Consider the following 21,629-nt stretch of genomic DNA (forward strand, 5'->3'; position numbering starts at 1 on the left):
CTAGCGCACCAGCGACCTCCCACGGGCGTTTCATACAGAGGGCACAAAACCCTCATGCAAATCAGCGTGTGGAGAGCATGCTGTTTGCATCAACGTACATTCTTACGAATGTAACATTTGTCAGTCCGCCTGGCGCCTCAGAAAAGCCGGGATATCCAGGTAATCCATATCATTCTGATCGAGTGCATCCTGCGCATCTACCGGGCGACTCTGCGCCTCATTTTGTCGGCGAATTACTGTCGGCTCATCAAGGCCCGCATACGGACTGCTTCCCTCTGCAGGCGTACTACCCGACGCATTACCGGCAACAGCATCAGCTCCGGCTTCAAGATCAGACCCCACAGCTCTCTGTGGCACTCTCTGTTCAGTGGGCACTTCAATCGTTTTCAGAACTGGTTTGTGTGCGCCCTTGGTCTGACCACCGAGACCTGTAGCAACCACTGTTACACGCAGTTCGTCCTGCATGTCCGGATCGATGACAGTACCAACAACAACAGTCGCATCTTCATCTGCATAATCCTTAACGGTCACACCAACCTCGTCGAACTCACCAATTGACAGATCGAGTCCTGCGGTAATATTAACCAGCACACCCTTTGCACCTGCGAGGTCGATATCCTCGAGGAGCGGGCTTTGCAGGGCAATTTCTGCAGCATCACGTGCACGGTCCTCACCGGATGCAGCACCACTGCCCATCATCGCAATACCCATCTCCGACATTACGGTTCTAACGTCTGCAAAGTCCACGTTGATCAAGCCAGGCTTGGTAATCAACTCGGCAATACCTTGTACAGCATTGAGCAGTACGTCATTTGCAGAGTTGAATGCATCCAGTAGTGACATGTTGGAACCCAGCACTTCACGCAGCTTCTCATTCGGGATGGTGATCAGTGAATCGACATGCTTGCGCAACTCCTCAATGCCTGCCTCAGCAATATTCATGCGCTTTTTGCCTTCAAAACCGAAAGGCTTGGTAACCACGGCAACTGTCAGGATGCCCATGTCACGTGCGACCTCGGCAACGACTGGTGCCGCTCCGGTTCCGGTTCCACCACCCATACCTGCAGTGATAAAGACCATGTCCGCACCGTGCAGCAATTCCTTGATACGCTCCTTGTCTTCGAGTGCAGCCTGGTGTCCAACCTGCGGATTTGCACCGGCTCCGAGACCCTTGGTCAGGCTGGTACCAATCGGCAATTGTGTCGCAACGCCACTTTTATTGAGTGCCTGCACATCAGTGTTGGCACAGATAAAATCAACACCTTCAAGGTTTGCCTGCAGCATGTGTGACACGGCGTTACCGCCACCGCCACCTACGCCAATTACCTTGATCTCTGCCTCTTGCGAGTAACTATCTACTATCTCAAACATATTTTCTCTCCACGCCCGTTAACGATGCCTGATGATGTACCGGAAAACGCTTTCCGATCTCTCCACACCTGCATCAAAAATTACCCTGGAACCAGCTTCTCATACGATCCCAGATACCTTTTGCACCCGATGGTGAAGGCGCATCCTTGATGCGCGCTGCCTCCTCCCGGTGCCCGAACAAGAGCAATCCAACGCCAGTAGCGTGAATAGGATTGCTCACCACTTCAGACATGCCAGTAACATGCTGGGGTATACCCAGTCGTACCGGCATGTGAAAAATCTCTTCGGCCAGATCCACAAGTCCTTCAACCTTGGAACTGCCGCCTGTCATAACGATTCCGCCAGCAAGTCGTGGCTCAAAACCACTGCGACGCAGCTCTACCTGGATCAGCTGAATCAGTTCCTCGTAACGTGGCTCGATAACCTCTGCCAGCGTTTGACGGGAAAGACGTCTCGGTGGACGATCACCGATACTCGGAACCTCGATGGTTTCGTCAGCTGTCGCCAACTGTCTCAGTGCGCAGCCATAACGCATCTTTATTGCCTCGGCGTTTGGCATCGGTGTACGCAATGCAACTGCTATGTCATTGGTCACCTGGTCGCCCGCGATTGGAATCACCGCCGTGTGACGGATCGCACCCTCGGTAAACACCGCGATATCTGTCGTACCCCCACCGATATCCACCAGGCATACCCCCAGCTCCTTCTCGTCATCCGAAAGGACCGAGTAACTGGAAGCGAGCTGCTCAAGAATCAGGTCGTCGACTTCAAGACCACAACGCCTGACACACTTTTCAATATTTTGCGCAGCACTGACCGCTCCGGTAACCATGTGCACACGCGTCTCAAGACGCACACCCGACATTCCGACAGGCTGACTCACTCCCTCCTGGTCATCGATAATGAATTCCTGCGGCAGGATATGAAGCATCTTCTGATCAGCCGGGATGGCAACTGCCTGTGCCGCATCGATAACGCGATCGACATCGCTGCGGGTCACCTCGCCATCCTTGATTGCAACCGCACCGTGTGAGTTAAGGCTCTTGACGTGACTACCGGCAATGCCTGCATAGACGGAGTGAATTTCACAACCCGCCATCAACTCGGCCTCTTCCACGGCACGCTGAATAGAACTGACGGTTGACTCGATATTTACGACAACGCCTTTTTTCAACCCGCTAGACGGGTGCGTGCCGATACCGATGATCTCGATCTCATCATCGTCGCGAATCTCACCAACAAGGGCGACGATCTTGGAAGTTCCTATATCAAGACCAACAATCAGCTTGCTGTCGCCACGTTTGCTCATGATGTAGTTTCCTCTGAAATATTCTGTTCGTAATCCTGCAAGTCGAGCTCCACAGCCACTCCATTTGAATAACGTGCATCAATTCGGCTCAGCGATGCCAGTTGATCGCTGAAGTGACGCATAAATCTCAGGGTACGATCGATGCGGGCATCAACCTCGCTGCTGCCAAGCACGATAGCCAGGCCACTATCAAGGATCATGCTCCAGCCTCCCCTGCTGCTTCGGCTGAGTGATTCGATCTCACCGAATGATTTAAATCTCTTACCCAGTTGCTGGTATTTCTGAAACACCAGCGTGTGGTAGGCGTCATCACCGTTAAGTCGCGCCAGGTGCATGTAATCAAGCATATCCGGCGGCTCGTAAAGCACGCCCTTGAGGCTAATCAGCTTTGTCGCACCCCAGCGTAATTTCGGACGATGCTGTTCAACCCGTATGACCAATGTTCCGGGCCAGATACGACGCACACTCGCTTCCGCAATCCAGGGCACCTCGAGAACGCGCTGCTGTACCTCGTGAACATCCACGGCCAGGAAACCATCGGCAATTGCCGGAGCGACCGCCTGCTTGATTGCATCGCTGTCGAGTTGTTTGCCTGGTGCATCTACAATCACTTCGGTAATCGGCAACTGCATACGTTCGGCAACTGCCTGGTAGACGAACAGGGCTGCAAACGCGATGACCGGCACACAAAAAACAATCAGCGCAACGCGCAGGTGACGACGCCACTCGATCGGCTTGCGAGGCGGCGCTTTGACTTTGCGTGACACCTTGCGATTACGCGTCGCGGTCATGCATTCACCTCGCTGTCATCTTCGAGTGTCTGCTCAAGAATGCGCACAACCAGAGAGTCAAAATCGATTCCTCTCGCCTGTGCTGCCATCGGTACAAGGCTATGGCTTGTCATGCCCGGCACAGTGTTCACTTCGAGAAGCCAGAAATTTCCCGACTCATCCATCATCAGGTCAACACGTCCCCAGCCACTTGCCCCGACTGCACTGTAGGCCTCGAGGGCCAGCTTCTGTGCCTCTCTCTCCTTCTCATCAGAGAGACCGGAGGGAATCAGGTAACGTGTTTCATCCGACTCGTACTTCGCTTCGTAGTCATAGAAATCACTATCGGTTTCAAGGCGAATCACAGGCATTGCCTCATCACCAACAACGGCCGCCGTGTACTCACTGCCAGTTATCCATTGCTCAACCAGTACATTGGCGTCATATTTTGCTGCTGCCTCCCAGGCTCCACGTAACTGGTCTGCCGAGGTAACCTTCGCCATACCGATACTTGAGCCCTCCTGGGCAGGCTTGACCATCAGGGGAAAACCCAGCTCGGCAACTGCATCCAGGTCTGCTGCCTTGCGTACCATGCGATAGGCAGGTGTCGGTAAGCCAATCGCATTCCACAACAGCTTGGTACGGAACTTATCCATTCCAATCGCAGAACCGAGTACCCCACTTCCCGTATATGGCAATGCGAGAATCTCCAGCGCACCCTGCATGGCGCCATCCTCACCTCCACGGCCGTGGAGGACGATAAAAACCCGATCAAAACCACCATCGATCAGTTGTGACAAGCTCTCCGGCCCCGTGACATCAATACCATGCGCATCAACACCCTTGTGTTGCAGCCCGGCAAGAACTGCAGCACCACTGACCAGTGACACCTCACGTTCTGCAGCCGTACCACCCATCAATACGGCAACTTTTCCGAGTGCCTGTTTCTGTTCTGCACTAATCTGGCTCATGATGGATCTCCCACAACATGGACTTCAGGAACCAGTTGAATACCATTCAGTTCCTCAACCGTTGTCTGCACGTGCGCAATCAACTGTTCAATATCAGCGGCCGTTGCGTCACCCTGGTTAACGATGAAATTTGCATGTTTTTCCGAGACCATGGCACCACCGATGGCAAATCCCTTGAGGCCCGCCTCTTCAATCAGTCGTGCAGCATAATCATTATCGGGATTTCGAAAAGTCGAACCACAAGTTGCCTGGTTAGTCGGCTGTGTAGCCGAGCGCTTATCCAGCAAGGCACGAATCTTCTCCTGCGCTTCATCAACATCGCCATTCTCCAAGCGGAATTCTGCAGCCAGAAACCACTCCCCCTCCTTTCCTTCAACATGGCGATACGCAACGCGGTACTCATCTGGCGAACGACGATGAATTTGCCCTTGTCGGTCAATGGTTTCGACAGCTTCGACATGCTCCCAGGTCTCACTGCCGAAAGCGCCTGCATTCATTGCCAGCGCACCGCCAACCGTACCCGGAATGCCTGCAAAAAATTCCAATCCGGTAAAGCCTTCACGGGCACAGATACGCGCGATCTTGGCACAGGTAACTCCCGCCTCTGCACGTAATATGCCGTTCTCCATGAATCGCATTTCGAGAAGCCTGTTCTTGGTTACGATCACGGTACCGTTAAAGCCTCCGTCACGTACCAGCAGGTTACTGCCGAGTCCGACCCACAAGAGTGGTTCATTCTCAGGCAGGCCCGAGAGAAACAGCGCAAGATCTTCTGCATCTTCGGGACGATAGAGGCGCTTGGCTTCACCACCGGTGCGCCAGCTACAGAAGTCACCCATTGACACATTCTCCTGAAGTTCGCCACGCAGCTTCATTTGCCACACTCCTCAAGGTCCGCAGGCAGACTGGCTGCAACCTTGCCGATATCACCCGCACCCATGACCAGTATCAGGTCACCCGGTTCAATGATCGCTGCAATCCGGTCAGAGAACTCATCAACCTGCTCAACAAAGATGGGCTCCAGTTCACCGCGCTGACGAATGGCACGTGTCAGTGAACGTCCGTCGGCACCGGGTATTGGCGTTTCGCCAGCCGCATAAACCTCACCGAGCAACAGCACATCTGTTGAAGAGAGCACCGCGACAAAATCATCAAACTGTTCCTGTGTACGTGAATAGCGATGCGGCTGAAAGGCAAGCACGATTCGATGCTCCGGCCAGCCTTCACGAGCTGCAGTCAAGGTTGCGGCAAGCTCACGCGGATGATGGCCGTAATCGTCTACCACCAGAACTTCTCCATCGCGCCATGCCACGTTACTGATCTGAAAACGGCGACCGATACCTTCAAAACGTGTCAATGCAAGCTGGATACTTTCATCATCAACACCGAGCTCTGTCGCAACTGCAATTGCAGCCAGTGCATTCAACACATTGTGCTCACCCGGCATATTCAGGGAGACCTGCAGTTGTTCGCGGTCAGCACGTTCAACTGTAAAGTTTGTTTTCATCCCTTCCTGAACCATATCGACAACGCGTACATCTGCATCATCCGCTGCACCATAGGTAAGAACAGGACTGGTAATTTTCGGCAGCAGCTGGCGCACTTCATCATCATCGATGCACATCACCGCAAGACCATAGAATGGCAAGTGGTGAAGAAACTCGATAAAGGTTTGGCGCAGCTGGTCAAAATCGCCACCATATGTGCCCATGTGATCAGCATCGATATTGGTGACGATCGAAATCATCGGCTGCAGGTAGAGAAAAGAGGCATCACTCTCATCCGCTTCGGCAACCAGGTACTGGCTTTCACCCAGCTGCGCATTGGCACCTGCCGAGTTCAGTTTTCCGCCGATCACGAATGTCGGATCAAGATTACCCTCAGCAAGAATACTTGCCACCAGGCTGGTAGTGGTGGTTTTTCCATGTGTACCGGCGACAGCGATACCGTAACGAAAGCGCATTAACTCAGCGAGCATTTCTGCACGTGGTACAACAGGAATGCGCTGCGCCTTTGCGGCGACCAGCTCAGGATTATCCTGCTTGATGGCACTTGATACGACAACCGCATCACAACCCTCGATCTGTTCAGCGGCATGACCGATATAGATGGTCGCGCCCATGTCTCGCAGCTGCCTGACAGGGACATTCTCGGCGATATCAGAACCGGACACTTTGTAACCCAGGTTGAGCATTACCTGCGCAATACCGTTCATACCGGATCCACCGATACCGACAAAGTAGAGATGCTTGACGCGTGACTGCATCGCTTCTGCTGTGCGTCCATTCATTACTGGATTATCAGCCATGCCCTAAAGCCTCCTCGCAAAGAGTTGCAACCCGTGACGTTGCATCCGGTTTGGCAAGCTGCCTGGCTATCACAGCCATCTTCTTCAGCTTTGCCCTGTCACTGGCGACAATAAAGTTCGCCAGCAGATGTGCATCAAGGTCGCGCTCCTGTATCAGCTCGGCAGCGCCTGCATCCGCCAGGTAACTTCCATTCGCTGTCTGGTGATCATCAACAGCGTACGGATAGGGAACCAGGCAGGCCGCCACACCAGCTGCGGCAAGCTCAGATACGGTGAGCGCACCGGAACGGCAAATCACCAGGTCGGCCCATGCGAATGCTTCCGCCATATCATCAATAAATGCGCTAACGCTGGCATCAACACCTGCGCTGCGATAACTCTCAGCAGCAGCAGCATCCTTGTTGCGACCGGCCTGGTGGCGAACCACGGGCCGCTTGTCAGCATCAATCAGTGCCAATGCAGCAGGTACGGTTTTGTTGAGTGCTGCAGCGCCAAGTGACCCACCAACGACAAGCAGCTGCAATTTGCCCTCGCGTGCGTCATACCGTTTCTGTGGCTCTGCCAAAGTCGTGATTTCCGGGCGTACAGGATTGCCGGTCAGTACTACCTTGTCGCCCTCGAAGGCGCCCGGAAAAGCCTGGCACACACGTGATGCAATTTTCGAAAGCAGCCTGTTGGTCAATCCGGGAATTGCGTTCTGCTCATGAATCAGCAGGGGAATCCCCATCAGGCGTGCAGCCACACCGCCAGGAGCAGCGGCAAAACCACCCATGCCGATAACAAGATCAGGAGTGCGGTGTTTCAATACACGTGATGCCTGCAACAGCGCACGGCTCAGTTGCAACGGCGCAAGCAGCAGACGCTTGATCCCATTACCACGCAGCCCCTTGATGTCGATGGTATCGATCTCAATACCCTCTGTAGGTACAAGGCGTGATTCGAAACTCTCTTTCGAGCCCAGCCATGTCACCTTGTGCCCCCTTGCGATCAGCTCTTTTGCAGCCGCAAGTGCGGGAAAAACGTGCCCGCCTGTACCACCGGCCATTACGAGAATCTGCGCCATAACGCACCCTCCTTCTTGACCGGTTTTTGTGCTGCAACGATGCCACTCACTTCCATGTGGATACGCTGTAGAATCGCGATGACCAGGCAGGCAACGATGATACTGTTACCGCCGTAACTCATTAGTGGCAGCGTCAATCCCTTGGTCGGCATCATGCCGAGATTGACCGCAATATTGATAAAGCCCTGTAGACCGATCCACAGGCCACAACCATAGGCAACATAGACAGAGAATCGATTACCCGCCTTCTCGGCCAGAACGGCGATACGAATCGCACGCCATGCAATAAAGGTAAACAAAGCGATCACGGCAACTGTACCCATCATGCCGAGCTCTTCACCAATCACCGCAAGCAGAAAGTCATTGTGCGCCTCTGGCAGGTAGAAGAGTTTCTGTATACCGTTTCCGATACCGACACCAAACCATTCGCCACGCCCGAATGCGATCAACGCATTGGACAGCTGGTAGCCGGAATCAAGTGGATCAGCAAACGGATCGATAAATGCCTTGATACGCTCCCAGCGGAACGGCTCGAATACAATCAGTGCCACCACGGCAGCAGCAGCCATCGCGAGAATGATGCTGAACTGCCACAAAGGAACACCTGCCAGCCACAACATGCCGAGAGCAGTCATCATCAGAACAAAGGTGGTTCCAAGGTCCGGCTGCAGCAGGATCAGCACCGAGGCCATGATGATAAGGATGATCGGCTTGATAAAACCCCACACCTTTCTTGCCACCTCGCTCTCGCGCCTGTGCAGGTAGCCTGCAAGAAACATCATCATGAAGAGTTTCATGAACTCACTGCTCTGCAGGTTGAAAGGCCCCATCGGGATCCAGCGTCGCGCACCATTGGCTTCACGCCCAACACCTGGTATCAGCACCATAACCAGCAATAACAATCCAACGGCATACAGCCATGGGCTCCAGCGCTCCCACTCCCGCATTGGTATCGCCAGGGTAACCAGGCTCGCACCGAGACCAATAAAAATAGCAATCATGTGGCGCTGGGCATAAAACCAGGGCGCCGCCTCGCTACGATGAAATGTCGCTGATGTAACAAAAACCAGGCCCGCAAAGAGTAGGGTCAAAGCAGCCCCCAGCAGCTGGTAATCCAGTGCCAGAGGCTCCTTGAAGCGCTGTTGAATGATCTGAGCGACAGCAATCATTACAACAACCTCCCCACTTCAGCCATGAAGACTTCACCACGTTCGATATAGTTTTTATACATATCGAAACTGGCGCAAGCAGGAGAGAGCAGCACGCGGTCACCCGGAAGTGCAGCGGCAGATGCTGCCGCCACGGCCTCGGCCATGTCTCCTGCATATTGAATATGGACCTGTGCCGGCAATGCGTCAGCGATCTGCTGCGCATCACGCCCTATCAGCACAAGCGTACGTATATAGGTGGGTGCAACTTCTGCAAGTTCGTTAAATGACGCGCCCTTGCAATCACCTCCGGCGATTAACACGGTACGACTCGTATCATTGTGATCAAGCCCCTGCAGAGCCGATACCACGGCACCGACATTGGTGCCCTTGGAGTCGTTGTACCAACTGACACCATTTTTTTCGGCAACAAACTGGGTGCGATGTGGCAGACCGTGAAACTCCACAGCTGCATCCAGCATCGCCTGCATCGGCAGGCCAGAAGCATGTCCCAGCGCAAGAGCCGCAAGCACATTGGCAACGTTGTGCTGTCCGACAATCCTCAGTCCGGAAACCGGTAACAGTGCTTCATCACCATGGCACAACCAGCTTTCACCATTGATCGAGCGCAAACCGAAATCGCCGTCTGAGGGTTCGGCCGTGGTAAAGCCGACACTCTTTTCTGTCTCAGCCAGTGCCGCTGCATCTGCATCATCACGGTTGACGACTGCGTGCTTCGCATTGGCGTAGACAACAGCTTTTGCAGCGACGTAATCGGCATAGCTGTCATAACGGTCCATGTGATCAGCCGAAAGATTCAGCACAACAGCAGCCTCGGCTCGCAAAGAGTGAACCAGCTCAAGCTGAAAACTCGACAACTCCAGCACATAGAGCTCAGCCGTCTCATCAAGCAGATCCAGAACCGGGATACCCAGGTTGCCGCCAACTGCGACAGCTTTACCAGCGGCTTTCGCCATTTCACCAAGCAGGGTGGTGACAGTGCTTTTGCCGTTGGATCCGGTAATCGCGATGATCGGCGCTGCTGCTTCACGAATGAAAAGCTCGATGTCACCGATAACCTCGACACCTGCTTCTATTGCATCCTGAATCGCAGCTTCAGCCAATGGCACGCCAGGGCTCACAACCAGGCGTTCAGCACGTGCGAACTGCTCTGGATTGAAGGCACCTGTCACAACAACAACCTCGGGGTAATCACTCTGCAGTTGCGCCAGGCCGGGGGGAATACCCCGACTGTCACACGCCTCAACTGACACGCCCTGTGCACACAGAAAACGGACACAGGAGAGACCGGTCACGCCCAGTCCAACGACCAGCGTGCGGGGTGCCTCCATCTTGTCCTCTGTTATTGCCATTGCTGTGTTCACATCTCTGCCATTAACGAATTTTCAATGTTGCCAATCCAACCAGCACCAGGATCAGACTGATGATCCAGAAACGCACGATGATGGTTGGCTCTGCCCATCCCTTGAGTTCATAGTGGTGATGCAGTGGCGCCATGCGGAAGATACGTTTGCCACGTGTCTTGAATGACCACACCTGCAGCATCACCGAGAGCGTCTCGACGACGAAAAGCCCTCCCATAATGACCAGCACGACCTCCTGCCTCACCGAAACTGCGACCACGCCGAGTGCCGCACCAATTGCAAGCGCACCGACATCACCCATGAACACCTTTGCCGGGTAGGTGTTGAACCACAAAAAACCAAGACCTGCACCAATCAGTGCCGAACAGAAAATCACCAACTCGCCAACCCCGGGGAGGTAAGGCATGTGCAGATATTCAGAAAAGTTGCTATGTCCCGACAGGTAGGCGAAAACGGCAAGCCCACCGGCGACCAGCACAGTCGGCATAATCGCCAGACCATCTAGCCCATCGGTCAGGTTCACCGCGTTGGATGAACCGACGATGACGAAATAACTCATGACAATGTAAAAAAGCCCCATATCAAACACGGCATCCTTGAATATCGGGATCAGGAACTGCGTCTCTTGCGGAGCTGTTGACGTCATGTAGAGGGCAGTAGCTGCACCGATACCCAGAATCGACTGCCACAGATACTTGTGTCTGGATGCCAGCCCCTTGGGGTCCTGCTTGACGATTTTTTTGTAATCATCAATAAAGCCGATGATGCCGAATCCCATGGTGGTCAGTAGTGCGATCACGACATAGCGGTTGCCGAGGTCTCCCCACAAGAGTGTCGCCACAGCAACTCCGGCAAGGATCATGACACCACCCATGGTTGGTGTACCCGCCTTGCTGAAATGGCTCTCCGGGCCATCGTCACGTACCGGCTGTCCCTTGTAGGTTGCCAGCTTGCGAATAATTGCCGGGCCAGCAACGAATGAGAAAATCAGGGCCGTCAGCACACTCAGAATGGCGCGTAAGGTGATATAGCCAACGACTGCAAAGCTGCTGTCAAACTGAGCCAGGTAATTGGCAAGAAGAATCAGCATCAGTTTTGCACCCCTGCGTCCATTAATAGTTGGACAACCCGCTCCATCGCCGAGGCCCTCGATCCCTTGACCAGAACAGTGTCGCCTTGAATCAGTTTTTCATTCAGAAACTGCTGCATTTCATCAAGTGATGCAGCTGCATATGCATTCTCGCCAAAAGCGTCCGCTGCATGACGACTCAGTTCACCAAACGTCAGCAGCAGATCAATTCCTGCTTCACGTGCAACCACGCCAAGATTTGCATGTTGCTGTTCAGCGCCCTCACCAAGTTCGGCAAGATCCCCCAATACAAGCACTGAACGCCCGGGCAGTTCTTTGAGAACTGTGATCGCGGCGGTGACTGAGTCCGGATTTGCGTTATAGGTGTCATCGAACACACGACAGCGTTCGGAAAAGAGCGGCATGAGACGTCCGGGGACAGGCTTCAGCCCTGCCAGCGCAGTTGCCATGTCTTGCATAGCAACTCCAGCCTCGTGCGCAACAGCAACAGCAGCAACTGCATTCATACAGTTGTGACGACCTGCAAGGGGAATAGTCAGGCTCAGTTGTTTTCCCTCAAGCACGCATTCGAATGACTGGGAAAAACCCTTCTCATCCCACTCGGAGCGAATCGACTCCTCAAGCAGGCGTACATCAACATGTTCAGAGACGCCAAATGTCACCAGCTTGTGATCACCCGCCAGGCTGCGCCACATGGACAGCCATTCGGAATCACCATGACAAACGAATACACCGTCATCACCTAGCCCCTCGATGATCTCCGCCTTGGACTCGGCAACCCCCTGCAGAGAACCAAAACCCTCGAGGTGAGCACGCCCGGCATTATTCAGCAGGGCAATATCCGGTTTTACAAGATGAGTGAGGTAACGGATTTCACCACGATGATTTGCACCCATCTCAATCACGGCCCAGGCTTCATCCTGCAGACGGGTGAGCGTCAACGGAACCCCGATATCGTTATTCAGATTACCCCGGGTCATCAGGACATCAGCTTTCTGATCCAGAATCGCAGAGATCATCTCCTTGACAGTGGTCTTGCCGTTACTACCGGTGAGACCAATCACGCGTGCATCGGATTTCTGTCGCCATGCAGAAGCGAGTTCACCAAAGGCATGAAGCACATCATCAACCACTATCTGTGCAATACCGTCTTCCAGCGGGTGATCAACCAGGGCGGCAACTGCGCCATCTGCAGCCGCCTGTCCTACATATTCATGGCCATCGAAGCGCTCACCGGAAATCGCAACAAACAGCGAATTACTTTCAACTGCACGACTGTCGCTACCGACACGGTCAAAAACCACGTCCGAGCCGATCAGCCTGCCGTCTAAAATTCTTGCTGCTTCGCTGGTGCTGAAACTGATCATGCACTCATCTCCTCGAAACAGCGCCTGGCCACCTCGACATCACTGAAATGGGTGCGTCGGTCACCGATAATCTGGTACTCCTCGTGTCCCTTACCTGCGATCAGGACAAGGTCATCCGCAGATGCCTGCTGAAGGGCAAGAGCAATTGCCTGCGCCCGATCAAGTTCGATTTGGCTCTTTGCCTGATCAGCAACACCCTCAAGAATCTGATCAACGATCAACTGCGGCTCCTCGGAACGCGGGTTGTCACTTGTAATGACGAGGCGGTCGGCAAGAGAATTCGCAACGCGCCCCATCTCTGCACGCTTGCCCTGATCACGGTCACCACCGCATCCAAATACACACCAGAGGTCACCCTGTGTATGCTCGCGACACGCATCCAGCGCCTTCTCAAGTGCATCCGGGGTATGTGCATAATCGACAACAACCGTTGCCGCATTCTCCCTGGTCAGCAGTTGCATGCGACCAGGTACGGGCTGCACCTGCGAGAGTAGAAAGATCGCCTGCTTGAGAGAGTGCCCCAGTGAAATCAGCGCACCTGCTGACAACAGCAGGTTATCAACATTGAAACGCCCGAACAGACCTGTATGCATTCTCTCCACATCACCCATGTAGTGCAGGTCAAATGCCAGGCCGGCCGCCGTGGTTTCTATTTTTTCTGCCGCAAGGCCCGATTCGAGCGCATGCATCTCACCCCTTGATGAAACAGGAATTAACTTCACACCGTCATCCAGGACAGAGGAGATTGTTTCAGCATAGTCATCATCGAAATTGATGACCGCCGCTTTCAGCCCCGGCATCCTGAACAGCCGCGCCTTGGCATCGCCATAGGCCTCCATGCTGCCGTGGTAATCAAGATGGTCACGACTGAGATTGGTAAATACGGCAACATCAAAACGGGCACCGGCAACTCTTCCCTGCGTCATCGCATGTGACGAAACTTCCATGGCGACGGAAGAGCACCCCGTATCATGCATCTCTGCCAGAAGCCCCTGCAGGGTCACCGCATCAGGCGTGGTATGGGTTGCCGATGACAACTCTCCCGGTGTGCCGTTGCCAATGGTCCCGATCATGCAAGCATGGCTTTGCAGGTTCAACGCATGTGCAAGCATCCAGGCACAACTGGTTTTTCCATTGGTTCCGGTAATACCGACAAGATCAAGCTTCGCTGAAGGGTCGCCATAAAACCTGGCTGCAATCACACCAGCCGCCTGCGTCAGCTCTTCAAGCGCGACAACAGGAATGACAGACGACGCACCTTCAATACGCTCTGCGTTCCAACGCTCATCAATTTCGGCCACTACAGCAATTGCACCCTGCGACACCACTGTGTCGAGATAATCGAGACCATGAGAGCGCAGACCAGCACGCGCAATAAACAACGAACCCGGTTTAACCTCGCGGCTATCCTGGGTTACAGAGGTGACTGCCAACTGCGCCACCTCCTGCGGTAGCGTAACGATACCGGTGAGCAGGCTATCCAGGATTATCATCTGCTTGCGTTTGTCGGCAGCCATCATTGCGTGCCCCCCATCGCTGTCAGATGCAGTGGAGGGCGTGGCACATCACTGTCGGGAGCGATATTCATCAACTGCAGCGCGTGCCCCATGACATCGGCAAAAACAGGCCCTGCGACCTGTCCGCCGTAATACACATCACCTTTTGGCTCTTCGAAAACCGTCACCAGCACGAGCCTCGGATTTGATGCGGGAGCAATACCGGCAAATAGCGCACGATAGCGCTTATCGGTATAACCATCCTTGCCGACTTTTTTCACAGTACCCGTCTTACCGGCAACACGGTAACCGGCGATTGCGGCAAGCGGCGCTGTCCCCTCTGTTGAGACGACCGCCTCCATCATCTCGCGAACATCACGCGCAATGTCATGATCCAGAATGCGCTGCTGGTCCAGCGGCTGCGAGCTTTTCAGCAAGGTCACCGGGCGCTTGATGCCATCGGCAGCAATCACGCTATAGGCCTGTGCCAGTTGCAACGCAGATACCGACAGTCCGTAACCGAAAGCGAGAGTCGCTTTTTCGATCTCTGCCCAGCGGCTGTAGTTAGGTAGATGACCACTACTCTCACCGGGAAAGCCGACGCCGGTAGAGAGACCAAATCCAAATGAATCGAGCATGCGCCAGTACTCTTCGCTCTTCATCTGCAGGGCGATGGTTGCCGCACCAACATTACTTGACTTGCGCAACACGCCGGCGAGGTCGAGCTCGCCATAGGTTTTCGGATCCTTAATTGTGTTCGACCCGACCTTGAGCAGCCCCTTACGAGTTGTTTTTATTCTTGATTTTGCATCGACAACACCCAACTGCATTGCCGATGAAACCGTGATTGGTTTCATGGTCGAGCCTGGCTCAAACGTATCAACGACGGCACGGTTACGCAGACGTCCACCACGGTTGCTGCGATTTGCATTGGGATTAAACGATGGCTGGTTGACCATCGCCAGTACTTCACCGGTGGTCACATCCAGTAACACCAGCGATGCTGAATTTGCCTTGTGCTTGCTAACTGCGTTCTTCAGCGCCCTGTAGGCGAAATACTGCAAACGCCTGTCGAGGCTGAGCGTGACATCCTCTCCCGATTTTGCATCCTTGATACTTTGCAGGACATCAAACAGCTGTCGCCTGGCATCCCGACGTACCAACTGCTCCCCACTGTGCGGCCGCAACGCCTCCTCGTAGAGTAGCTCGATACCCTCCTGCCCACTGTCATCACGCCCGGCAAAACCGACAACGTGGGCAAACACCTCGCCAGACGGATAGTAACGACGATACTCACGCTTGATGTTGACGCAACGAATTCCTGACTCATCAGCAACGCTGAGTACGTGCGCTGCGTCCTGCGGCTTAAGCCAGCGCTTGAGATAGACAAAGCGCTTGTTGCTGTAGAGAGCCAGGCGCTGACGCAATGCATCCGGGTCCTGCTTGAGTGCGGAAGCCAGGGTACGAACTGTCTGACTATCCTGTTTGATGCAACTGGGGTCAGCCCATATGGAGTCAACAGGCGTACTCACTGCCAGTACCTCGCCATTGCGATCAAAAATGCGCCCGCGCTCGGCAGAAACAGGTACTTTCCTGAGGTTCTGACGATCACCATGCTTTTGCAGAAAATCTGTTCGGCTCACCTGTTGATACCAGGCACCTGCCACCAGCACACTCGCGACGAGGAAAATAACGAACAGCATAAAACGGCGACGCATATCATAAGCAGGTACCGGCAAGGCAGCAGCTTGCCTGGCCTTACTCTTGCGCAGGCGGCTTGCAGCAGATTCCTGGTTTTTAACGCGCTTCTTCAAGGCTCAAGCACCTGTATCTGTTCTATAGAAGGCATATGCATCGAAAGCTTTTCACGTGCCAGCTCTTCAATTCGTACATACCCGGCGAATGTCGCCAGTTCGAGCTGCAGCTTGCCCCATGTAATCTGTAATTCATCGAGCTGCACACGCAGCGACTCTTTTTCAGCAAACAACTCACGGCGCTGCTGCTGCGTCTCGACCAGTGCGAGGCCGGACCACACCACGGCCACGATCAAAGTGCTCAGCACCAGCCACTTCATGCCGCCAGCCTCTCGGCGACACGCAGTCTCGAACTGCGTGCACGCGGATTTCTGTTAATCTCCTCTTCGCCGGGCGCCACCGGCTTACCAACCAGGCGCATTGGCGCATGCATTCCCTCGCTTGATACCGGCAATCCCTTCGGCAGGTGATCCGCGGTAGACTGATAACGCATAAAGCGTTTAACCAGGCGATCTTCCAGCGAGTGGAAACTGATCACTACCAGGCGTCCACCCGGCTTCAGCACTTCCAGTGATTGTTGCAATGCTGATTCGACCTGCTCGAGCTCACGATTCAGCTTGATGCGCAACGCCTGGAAGGTACGTGTCGCCGGATGCTTACCCTTCTCCTTTCGCGGTACTGACGCCTCAACAAGCTGTGCCAGCTGCAAGGTCGTAACAATTGGCTGTTCATCTCGCTGCGTCACTATCGCTGTAGCGATGCGCCCGGCAAATCGTTCTTCGCCGTAACGCCTCAATACATCGCGAATCTCCTCCTGCGATGCAGTTGCCAGCCAATCAGCCGCAGTCATGGACTCACGCTGATCCATACGCATATCGAGCGGCCCGTCACGCATGAAGCTAAATCCACGCTCATCTTCGTCTAATTGCGGCGAAGAAACGCCAAGATCAAGCAAAATACCGTCAACCTTGCCCGTTTTTCCTGCTTCGGCAGCCACTTCCGCCAAGGCTTCAAAACCTTTATGGAACATCTGGAAGCGAGGATCATCACCAAAACGCTGCTGCGCACAGGCAACAGCGGCGGCATCCCGGTCAATCCCGATCAAGCGCCCGTCCGTTCCAAGCTGTTCCAGAATTTTTGCACTGTGCCCTCCACGCCCGAAAGTCCCATCGATATAGACGCCGTCAGGCTTAACCGACAGCGCCTCCAGTGTCTCGTTGAGTAGCACTGGAACATGTTCGTTCTCCATAGGGTTAGAGCATCAACTGCTGCAGACTGTCAGAAACTTCCGAGTCCGTCTGTCTTGCAGCTTCCAGGCAGGCTGCGTTTTGCTCCTCAAGCGCCGCTTCAGACCAGATCTCGAAACGTTTGCCCATTCCGACAATGCCGACCTGGGCATTGGCATCCAGCCCAGCGTGCACACGATGTGACGCCGGCAGCAGAATCCTGCCCTGCCCGTCAAGTTCAAGTTCAAAGAGATTGGTAAAGAGGATGTGTTTAAGGACAGCATTTTCATGTTTCAATGACGGCAGGGATGCAATCATCTCGGCAGTTGTCTCCCACTCGTCCCATGGATACATCCACAGGCAGGAACCGCCTGTCGGGTGAATCGTCACCGCGACGCGGGAACCGCAACGCTCGCGCAAGCGATCGCGGTGTCGCGCTGGTATCGCGACCCGGCCCTTTGCATCCATCTTGACGAGGTTGGTTCCAAAATACATAAATAGCCCTTTTAAGGGATTTCTCCCCCTATTTCCCCACTTTCCCCCACATACACCTAAATAATAGGTTGGATTAGCGGTCGAGTCAAGGTCAATGGATAAAAAAAGACTGAATTTACAATCACTTACAGCTGATGCGCTGTTTTTAAAAAAGCTCGCTTAAAACATCTCCATAAAGAATGCTTTTAAAGTGAATTATTAAGATAAGTAGATCAAATAGAGAACAAAGGCGAAAAAAAGTGGGGTGAGAGCCGACCGATAAGCCGGGTTCTGTCGTGGATAATCATTCATCTAGGGGATGCGTCGCCACATCCCTCGAGCGACCTACCCGAAAGCGCCTGCGGACCACAGACTGCAACAAGTGCACGCTTTCCTATTTGGTCTTGCTCCGGGTGGGGTTTACCATGCCACAACTGTTGCCAGTTGCGCGGTGCGCCCTTACCGCACCATTTCACCCTTACCGGCCCCGAGGGGCTTAGGCGGTATCTTTTCTGCGGCACTTTCCGTCGGATTTCTCCGCCCAGGCGTTACCTGGCACCCTGTCCTGTGGAGCCCGGACTTTCCTCTCCCGCTTGCGCGGCAGCGATCATCTGGTCGACTCTCGCGAGCAAGGTACTACTTTCGGTGGCAAGTTGCAACCAACAACTTTTGCCACTCACACCCTTGAATCCGCAAACCCCCGCCCTATATTTATTTCAGGAACAGAAATTTACTGAATATCTGAATTATCAGAGGAGATAAAACTATGGCTATCATGACACGCGACCCCTGGAGTTTGCTTGACCAGTGGAACAGGGAGTTGAACCAGCTGCCTTCAAGAGGCGATGACACCAGTCGTGTCGAGGGCAGTGACTGGACGCCTGCGGTGGATATCAAGGAAGAGGATGATCGCTTCGTTCTGCACGCCGACATTCCCGGCGTCAGCGCAGATGAAATCGAGCTTTCCATGGATCAGAATGTGCTTACCATCAAGGGAGAGCGTAAACACGAGTCTACTGAAAGTGGACAAGGCTTCAAGCGAGTGGAACGCTCTCACGGCATATTCGCACGCCGTTTTGCACTGCCAGAAGGTGTTGATGCCGAACACATCAGCGCCTCCAGCAAGGATGGCGTACTTGAAGTAGTGATCCCCAAGCAGGAACCACAGTCGCCACGCCGCATCTCGGTACAGTCTTAAGCGACAACAAATGGATTCCTGATCGCGCAGGCGATCAGGGCTCTTTCATCTCCATGGCACGCTGATAGAGCTCTTTTTTACGCAAATCTGTCAGGCGCGCCACCATCGCTGCTGCCTGACTTGGTGGTAACTCATCCAGTGCAGCTTTGAGCAGCTTGTCGACACCGATGACCAGCTCTTCACCACCACCCTCCGGTGCAGGCTCAACCAGGACCACCATCTCGCCACGCGTCTGGTTTGCATCGTCTGTAAGCATCTCGAGAAGCTCACCCGACGTTCCACTAAGAAGAGTTTCATACTGCTTGGTCAGCTCTCTCGCTATCACCACCTGCCTGCTGGCCTCGAAAACCGTTCTGAAATCCTCGAGTGATTCACGCAAACGGTGAGATGATTCATAAAAGATCAGTGTGTGTGGCAGATTCATCAACTCCTCGAGCCGCGACCTACGCTTTGAACTGTTGCGCGGTAAAAAACCCTCGAACTGAAAGCGGTCGGAAGGTAAGCCGGAAACGCTCAGCGCCGTGATAACGGCACTTGGCCCGGGCACCGGAACCACGCGCGCGCCCGCCTCTCGACACGCACGCACAACGACAAAGCCCGGATCACTGATCAGTGGCGTTCCCGCATCACTGACCAACGCAACCGAAAGCCCCGAGGAGAGCTTGTCGATCAACTGACCACTACGTTTCTCTTCATTGTGCTCATGCACAGAAAGCAACTCGGCGCGAATCCCCAACGCACTTAACAGTTGCCCCGTGTGACGGGTATCCTCGGCAGCGACAAGATCAACTTCAGACAGAATCCTGACTGCACGTCGTGAAATATCTTCAAGATTTCCTATCGGCGTGGCAACGATATAGAGAACGCCCGATTTTTGTTCAGTTGACATCACCGCTCCGAGTTCCGATACTGAATCCTTCACAGGAGTACGATTCAAAATAATATGAAACCCATGCTATCACCGATCAAGCTGCTATTGGCAGCAACCATAGTCGTCACAACACTTTCTGCCTGCGGCGGCAGGGGCATCAGGACAGATGCACCTCTACGCACCGCTGCCACATCTGCACCCGATGCCTCTACGAGGATTGCAGTGATGCTGCCGATGAGCGGAAAGTATGGACGGGTCTCGGCCGCGATACGCAATGGCATGGAACTGGTCAACAGCAGACGATCGCCTTCACAGCGCCCGATGCTTGAGTTTATCGATTCGGGCAATGATCTTTCAGATGCACTCCTCTCCACAACAACCGGTGCTGACATCATGGTCGGCCCTCTCTCACGCGAGAACGTGGACCAGGTCATGCGTGAGACAACCAGCCTGCCAAGAACAGTTATCACCCTCAACCAGGTGAGTGACATATCTCCCTATGGTGTTTTCCAGTTTGGCCTGTCACCGGATGAAGATGGCCGACAAATCGCCAACAAGGCCTTTGCCGACGGCTACCGCACAGCCTCAATCCTCTACCCGGAAACAACATGGGGCAGCCGCTACCTTGCCGGCTTCAGCAAACACTGGGAACGCCTTGGCGGTGTCACCGCTACAATTGCCGCATACCCGCTTCCCGGCGAGACAGTAACAGACAGCCAGGAGAAAAAAACCAACCGTGAGCGACTCACTGATGCAGTCAAATCGGTACTCGAAAACAGTGGTGACTTTGTCTACGTTGTCGGCAAACCCGCAAAAGCACGTGAACTCAGAACATTCCTGCTCTACTACGGCAATTTCGACCTGCCTGTCTATATCAGCGCACGCGGTTACGACCGCCGCCTGTTCGCACACAATACGGCAGACCTCAGAAACGCCTGGATGCCGGCCATGCCGATCAACATCCCGGATGAGAGGCCCGAACCTGCAAGTGCAACACAAGGTGAAGCCGATACAACTGCGCAGGACGCCGAGACCGCTGCCACCGAGGCACTTGCCATTCAACCGCAAAGCAACGAACCCGACTGGGCGATGCTGACCGCCAGTGCGAGCCAGTCCAGCGGCTATCAAAGCGATATTATCAGCAGCGCCGTACCCGGATGGAACGATATCGCCTCCATGCCAGGTTTCGATTCCAATTACGCTGCTTACTACGCGATGGGTATAGACGCCATGATTTTGGCCCTGAACAGCTGGCAGCTTTCGCCTGACAGGACCATCAGAGGCAGTACCGGTCTGCTGTTCTCAGACCAGGATGGCATCATCCGACGCCACCCTGCCTGGATCTATTACGACAAAGATCAGATCAAGGTGCAGCCACCCACAGTGCATTAGCCGGGGCCAGCCCATGCAAACCACAAGGAGTAGTGGAACAACAGCTGAAAACCTGGCACTGAACTACCTGCAAAAGCGGGGGCTATCTCTTGTCACGAAAAATTACAGCTGTCGCTGCGGTGAAATCGATCTCATCATGCAGGATTCCGGGGCGCTGGTATTTATTGAAGTGCGCTACCGGAAGAGTACCCGTTTCGGGCTCCCCGAGGAGACGGTCGATAGCAGAAAACAGCGCAAGCTTATTCTCACTGCACAACGCTACCTCCAATCTGCACAGATCGATGCCGAATGCCGGTTCGACGTGATCGCTATTTCAGAAAAGAGGCCAATCAAATGGACGCGGATTCAACTCACTAGTGCAACGGATGGGTTAATCCCGAAAAATACTTGATTGGGCGTTTTAATGCCAAGACATTTTCGGGGACGATTGTTCAGT

19 protein-coding genes, 1 other RNA gene and 1 pseudogene are annotated in these 21,629 nt (G+C 54.0%); 3 read left to right on the top strand and 18 right to left on the bottom strand.

Features of this window, described 5'->3' with window-relative positions; translation table 11 throughout:
• Window positions 1-120 precede the first annotated feature (120 nt).
• From ftsZ to rnpB, 17 genes are all read right to left on the bottom strand, one after another.
• Window positions 121-1,371 carry a cell division protein FtsZ gene (gene ftsZ, locus BOW06_RS04365; RefSeq protein ID WP_043115995.1) on the bottom strand — a complete coding sequence of 417 codons (1,251 nt, stop codon included), beginning with the start codon at window positions 1,369-1,371 and terminating at the stop codon, window positions 121-123.
• A gap of 73 nt (window positions 1,372-1,444) precedes the next feature.
• A complete protein-coding gene (gene ftsA / locus BOW06_RS04370) occupies window positions 1,445-2,680 on the bottom strand; it encodes a cell division protein FtsA (RefSeq protein ID WP_043115997.1) in 1,236 nt (411 codons plus the stop codon).
• Entirely contained in the window at window positions 2,677-3,471 is a 795-nt protein-coding gene (locus tag BOW06_RS04375) for a cell division protein FtsQ/DivIB (protein WP_043115998.1), read from the bottom strand. Before BOW06_RS04375 ends, ftsA begins: the two co-directional genes overlap by 4 nt.
• Window positions 3,468-4,421 (bottom strand): D-alanine--D-alanine ligase, encoded by a 954-nt coding sequence (locus tag BOW06_RS04380; RefSeq protein ID WP_043115999.1) that lies wholly within the window; start codon window positions 4,419-4,421, stop codon window positions 3,468-3,470. Before BOW06_RS04380 ends, BOW06_RS04375 begins: the two co-directional genes overlap by 4 nt.
• Window positions 4,418-5,296 carry a UDP-N-acetylmuramate dehydrogenase gene (murB, locus tag BOW06_RS04385; protein ID WP_078452603.1) on the bottom strand — a complete coding sequence of 293 codons (879 nt, stop codon included), beginning with the start codon at window positions 5,294-5,296 and terminating at the stop codon, window positions 4,418-4,420. The genes BOW06_RS04380 and murB overlap by 4 nt, the downstream gene beginning before the upstream one ends.
• Window positions 5,293-6,729: a UDP-N-acetylmuramate--L-alanine ligase gene (gene murC / locus BOW06_RS04390; protein ID WP_143555787.1), complete on the bottom strand. Its 1,437-nt coding sequence runs from the start codon at window positions 6,727-6,729 to the stop codon at window positions 5,293-5,295. The genes murB and murC overlap by 4 nt, the downstream gene beginning before the upstream one ends.
• Complete coding sequence (gene murG, locus BOW06_RS04395) at window positions 6,722-7,792, bottom strand: undecaprenyldiphospho-muramoylpentapeptide beta-N-acetylglucosaminyltransferase (RefSeq protein WP_043116001.1); 1,071 nt, start codon at window positions 7,790-7,792, stop codon at window positions 6,722-6,724. Before murG ends, murC begins: the two co-directional genes overlap by 8 nt.
• Window positions 7,774-8,961 (bottom strand): putative lipid II flippase FtsW, encoded by a 1,188-nt coding sequence (gene ftsW / locus BOW06_RS04400; RefSeq protein WP_052132017.1) that lies wholly within the window; start codon window positions 8,959-8,961, stop codon window positions 7,774-7,776. The genes murG and ftsW overlap by 19 nt, the downstream gene beginning before the upstream one ends.
• Window positions 8,961-10,313 (bottom strand): UDP-N-acetylmuramoyl-L-alanine--D-glutamate ligase, encoded by a 1,353-nt coding sequence (murD, locus tag BOW06_RS04405; RefSeq protein ID WP_078455141.1) that lies wholly within the window; start codon window positions 10,311-10,313, stop codon window positions 8,961-8,963. The genes ftsW and murD overlap by 1 nt, the downstream gene beginning before the upstream one ends.
• A 22-nt stretch (window positions 10,314-10,335) precedes the next feature.
• Complete coding sequence (gene mraY, locus BOW06_RS04410) at window positions 10,336-11,415, bottom strand: phospho-N-acetylmuramoyl-pentapeptide-transferase (RefSeq protein WP_043116004.1); 1,080 nt, start codon at window positions 11,413-11,415, stop codon at window positions 10,336-10,338.
• Window positions 11,415-12,782 (bottom strand): UDP-N-acetylmuramoyl-tripeptide--D-alanyl-D-alanine ligase, encoded by a 1,368-nt coding sequence (locus BOW06_RS04415; RefSeq protein WP_078452605.1) that lies wholly within the window; start codon window positions 12,780-12,782, stop codon window positions 11,415-11,417. The genes mraY and BOW06_RS04415 overlap by 1 nt, the downstream gene beginning before the upstream one ends.
• Complete coding sequence (locus BOW06_RS04420) at window positions 12,779-14,299, bottom strand: UDP-N-acetylmuramoyl-L-alanyl-D-glutamate--2,6-diaminopimelate ligase (RefSeq protein ID WP_230209788.1); 1,521 nt, start codon at window positions 14,297-14,299, stop codon at window positions 12,779-12,781. The genes BOW06_RS04415 and BOW06_RS04420 overlap by 4 nt, the downstream gene beginning before the upstream one ends.
• Window positions 14,299-16,092: a peptidoglycan D,D-transpeptidase FtsI family protein gene (locus tag BOW06_RS04425; RefSeq protein WP_052132019.1), complete on the bottom strand. Its 1,794-nt coding sequence runs from the start codon at window positions 16,090-16,092 to the stop codon at window positions 14,299-14,301. Before BOW06_RS04425 ends, BOW06_RS04420 begins: the two co-directional genes overlap by 1 nt.
• Window positions 16,089-16,352 (bottom strand): cell division protein FtsL, encoded by a 264-nt coding sequence (gene ftsL, locus BOW06_RS04430; protein ID WP_043116007.1) that lies wholly within the window; start codon window positions 16,350-16,352, stop codon window positions 16,089-16,091. Before ftsL ends, BOW06_RS04425 begins: the two co-directional genes overlap by 4 nt.
• Window positions 16,349-17,281, bottom strand: a complete 933-nt coding sequence (gene rsmH, locus BOW06_RS04435) for a 16S rRNA (cytosine(1402)-N(4))-methyltransferase RsmH (RefSeq protein ID WP_043116008.1) — start codon at window positions 17,279-17,281, stop codon at window positions 16,349-16,351. Before rsmH ends, ftsL begins: the two co-directional genes overlap by 4 nt.
• A 4-nt stretch (window positions 17,282-17,285) precedes the next feature.
• Window positions 17,286-17,753: a division/cell wall cluster transcriptional repressor MraZ gene (gene mraZ / locus BOW06_RS04440; protein ID WP_043116009.1), complete on the bottom strand. Its 468-nt coding sequence runs from the start codon at window positions 17,751-17,753 to the stop codon at window positions 17,286-17,288.
• Between the two features lie 243 nt (window positions 17,754-17,996).
• An RNA gene (gene rnpB / locus BOW06_RS04445) (RNase P RNA component class A) lies at window positions 17,997-18,355 on the bottom strand.
• Between the two features lie 143 nt (window positions 18,356-18,498).
• Between rnpB and BOW06_RS04450 the strand changes: the two genes are divergently transcribed.
• Window positions 18,499-18,930: an Hsp20/alpha crystallin family protein gene (locus BOW06_RS04450; protein ID WP_043116010.1), complete on the top strand. Its 432-nt coding sequence runs from the start codon at window positions 18,499-18,501 to the stop codon at window positions 18,928-18,930.
• 34 nt (window positions 18,931-18,964) lie between these two features.
• Here BOW06_RS04450 and rsmI read toward each other — a convergent pair whose 3' ends face one another.
• Window positions 18,965-19,819 carry a 16S rRNA (cytidine(1402)-2'-O)-methyltransferase gene (gene rsmI / locus BOW06_RS04455; RefSeq protein WP_043116011.1) on the bottom strand — a complete coding sequence of 285 codons (855 nt, stop codon included), beginning with the start codon at window positions 19,817-19,819 and terminating at the stop codon, window positions 18,965-18,967.
• Between the two features lie 54 nt (window positions 19,820-19,873).
• On the opposite strand from rsmI, the gene BOW06_RS04460 reads away from it, so the two are divergent.
• Together BOW06_RS04460 and BOW06_RS04465 are read left to right on the top strand one after the other, a co-directional pair.
• The gene (locus BOW06_RS04460; protein ID WP_078454461.1) at window positions 19,874-21,193 is read left to right on the top strand and encodes a penicillin-binding protein activator; all 1,320 of its coding nucleotides are present in this window, start codon (window positions 19,874-19,876) and stop codon (window positions 21,191-21,193) included.
• Window positions 21,194-21,206: 13 nt separating this feature from the next.
• Window positions 21,207-21,521, top strand: a pseudogene (locus tag BOW06_RS04465) (YraN family protein); the annotation flags it as partial.
• Window positions 21,522-21,629 lie beyond the last annotated feature (108 nt).

Origin of the sequence: Solemya velum gill symbiont, from assembly GCF_002020255.1 — a bacterium.
Taxonomy (GTDB): Bacteria; Pseudomonadota; Gammaproteobacteria; order Chromatiales; family Chromatiaceae.

Coding starts and splice junctions, on each gene's coding strand:
- murB (WP_078452603.1), bottom strand. CDS start 5,296: ATGAAGCTGCGTGGCGAACTTCAGGAGAATGTGTCAATGGGTGACTTC.
- murC (WP_143555787.1), bottom strand. CDS start 6,729: ATGGCTGATAATCCAGTAATGAATGGACGCACAGCAGAAGCGATGCAG.
- murD (WP_078455141.1), bottom strand. CDS start 10,313: ATGGCAATAACAGAGGACAAGATGGAGGCACCCCGCACGCTGGTCGTT.
- ftsZ (WP_043115995.1), bottom strand. CDS start 1,371: ATGTTTGAGATAGTAGATAGTTACTCGCAAGAGGCAGAGATCAAGGTA.
- murG (WP_043116001.1), bottom strand. CDS start 7,792: ATGGCGCAGATTCTCGTAATGGCCGGTGGTACAGGCGGGCACGTTTTT.
- BOW06_RS04380 (WP_043115999.1), bottom strand. CDS start 4,421: ATGAGCCAGATTAGTGCAGAACAGAAACAGGCACTCGGAAAAGTTGCC.
- ftsW (WP_052132017.1), bottom strand. CDS start 8,961: ATGATTGCTGTCGCTCAGATCATTCAACAGCGCTTCAAGGAGCCTCTG.
- ftsL (WP_043116007.1), bottom strand. CDS start 16,352: ATGAAGTGGCTGGTGCTGAGCACTTTGATCGTGGCCGTGGTGTGGTCC.
- ftsA (WP_043115997.1), bottom strand. CDS start 2,680: ATGAGCAAACGTGGCGACAGCAAGCTGATTGTTGGTCTTGATATAGGA.
- BOW06_RS04450 (WP_043116010.1), top strand. CDS start 18,499: ATGGCTATCATGACACGCGACCCCTGGAGTTTGCTTGACCAGTGGAAC.
- mraZ (WP_043116009.1), bottom strand. CDS start 17,753: ATGTATTTTGGAACCAACCTCGTCAAGATGGATGCAAAGGGCCGGGTC.
- BOW06_RS04420 (WP_230209788.1), bottom strand. CDS start 14,299: ATGGCTGCCGACAAACGCAAGCAGATGATAATCCTGGATAGCCTGCTC.
- BOW06_RS04375 (WP_043115998.1), bottom strand. CDS start 3,471: ATGACCGCGACGCGTAATCGCAAGGTGTCACGCAAAGTCAAAGCGCCG.
- mraY (WP_043116004.1), bottom strand. CDS start 11,415: ATGCTGATTCTTCTTGCCAATTACCTGGCTCAGTTTGACAGCAGCTTT.
- rsmH (WP_043116008.1), bottom strand. CDS start 17,281: ATGGAGAACGAACATGTTCCAGTGCTACTCAACGAGACACTGGAGGCG.
- BOW06_RS04460 (WP_078454461.1), top strand. CDS start 19,874: ATGAAACCCATGCTATCACCGATCAAGCTGCTATTGGCAGCAACCATA.
- rsmI (WP_043116011.1), bottom strand. CDS start 19,819: ATGTCAACTGAACAAAAATCGGGCGTTCTCTATATCGTTGCCACGCCG.
- BOW06_RS04415 (WP_078452605.1), bottom strand. CDS start 12,782: ATGATCAGTTTCAGCACCAGCGAAGCAGCAAGAATTTTAGACGGCAGG.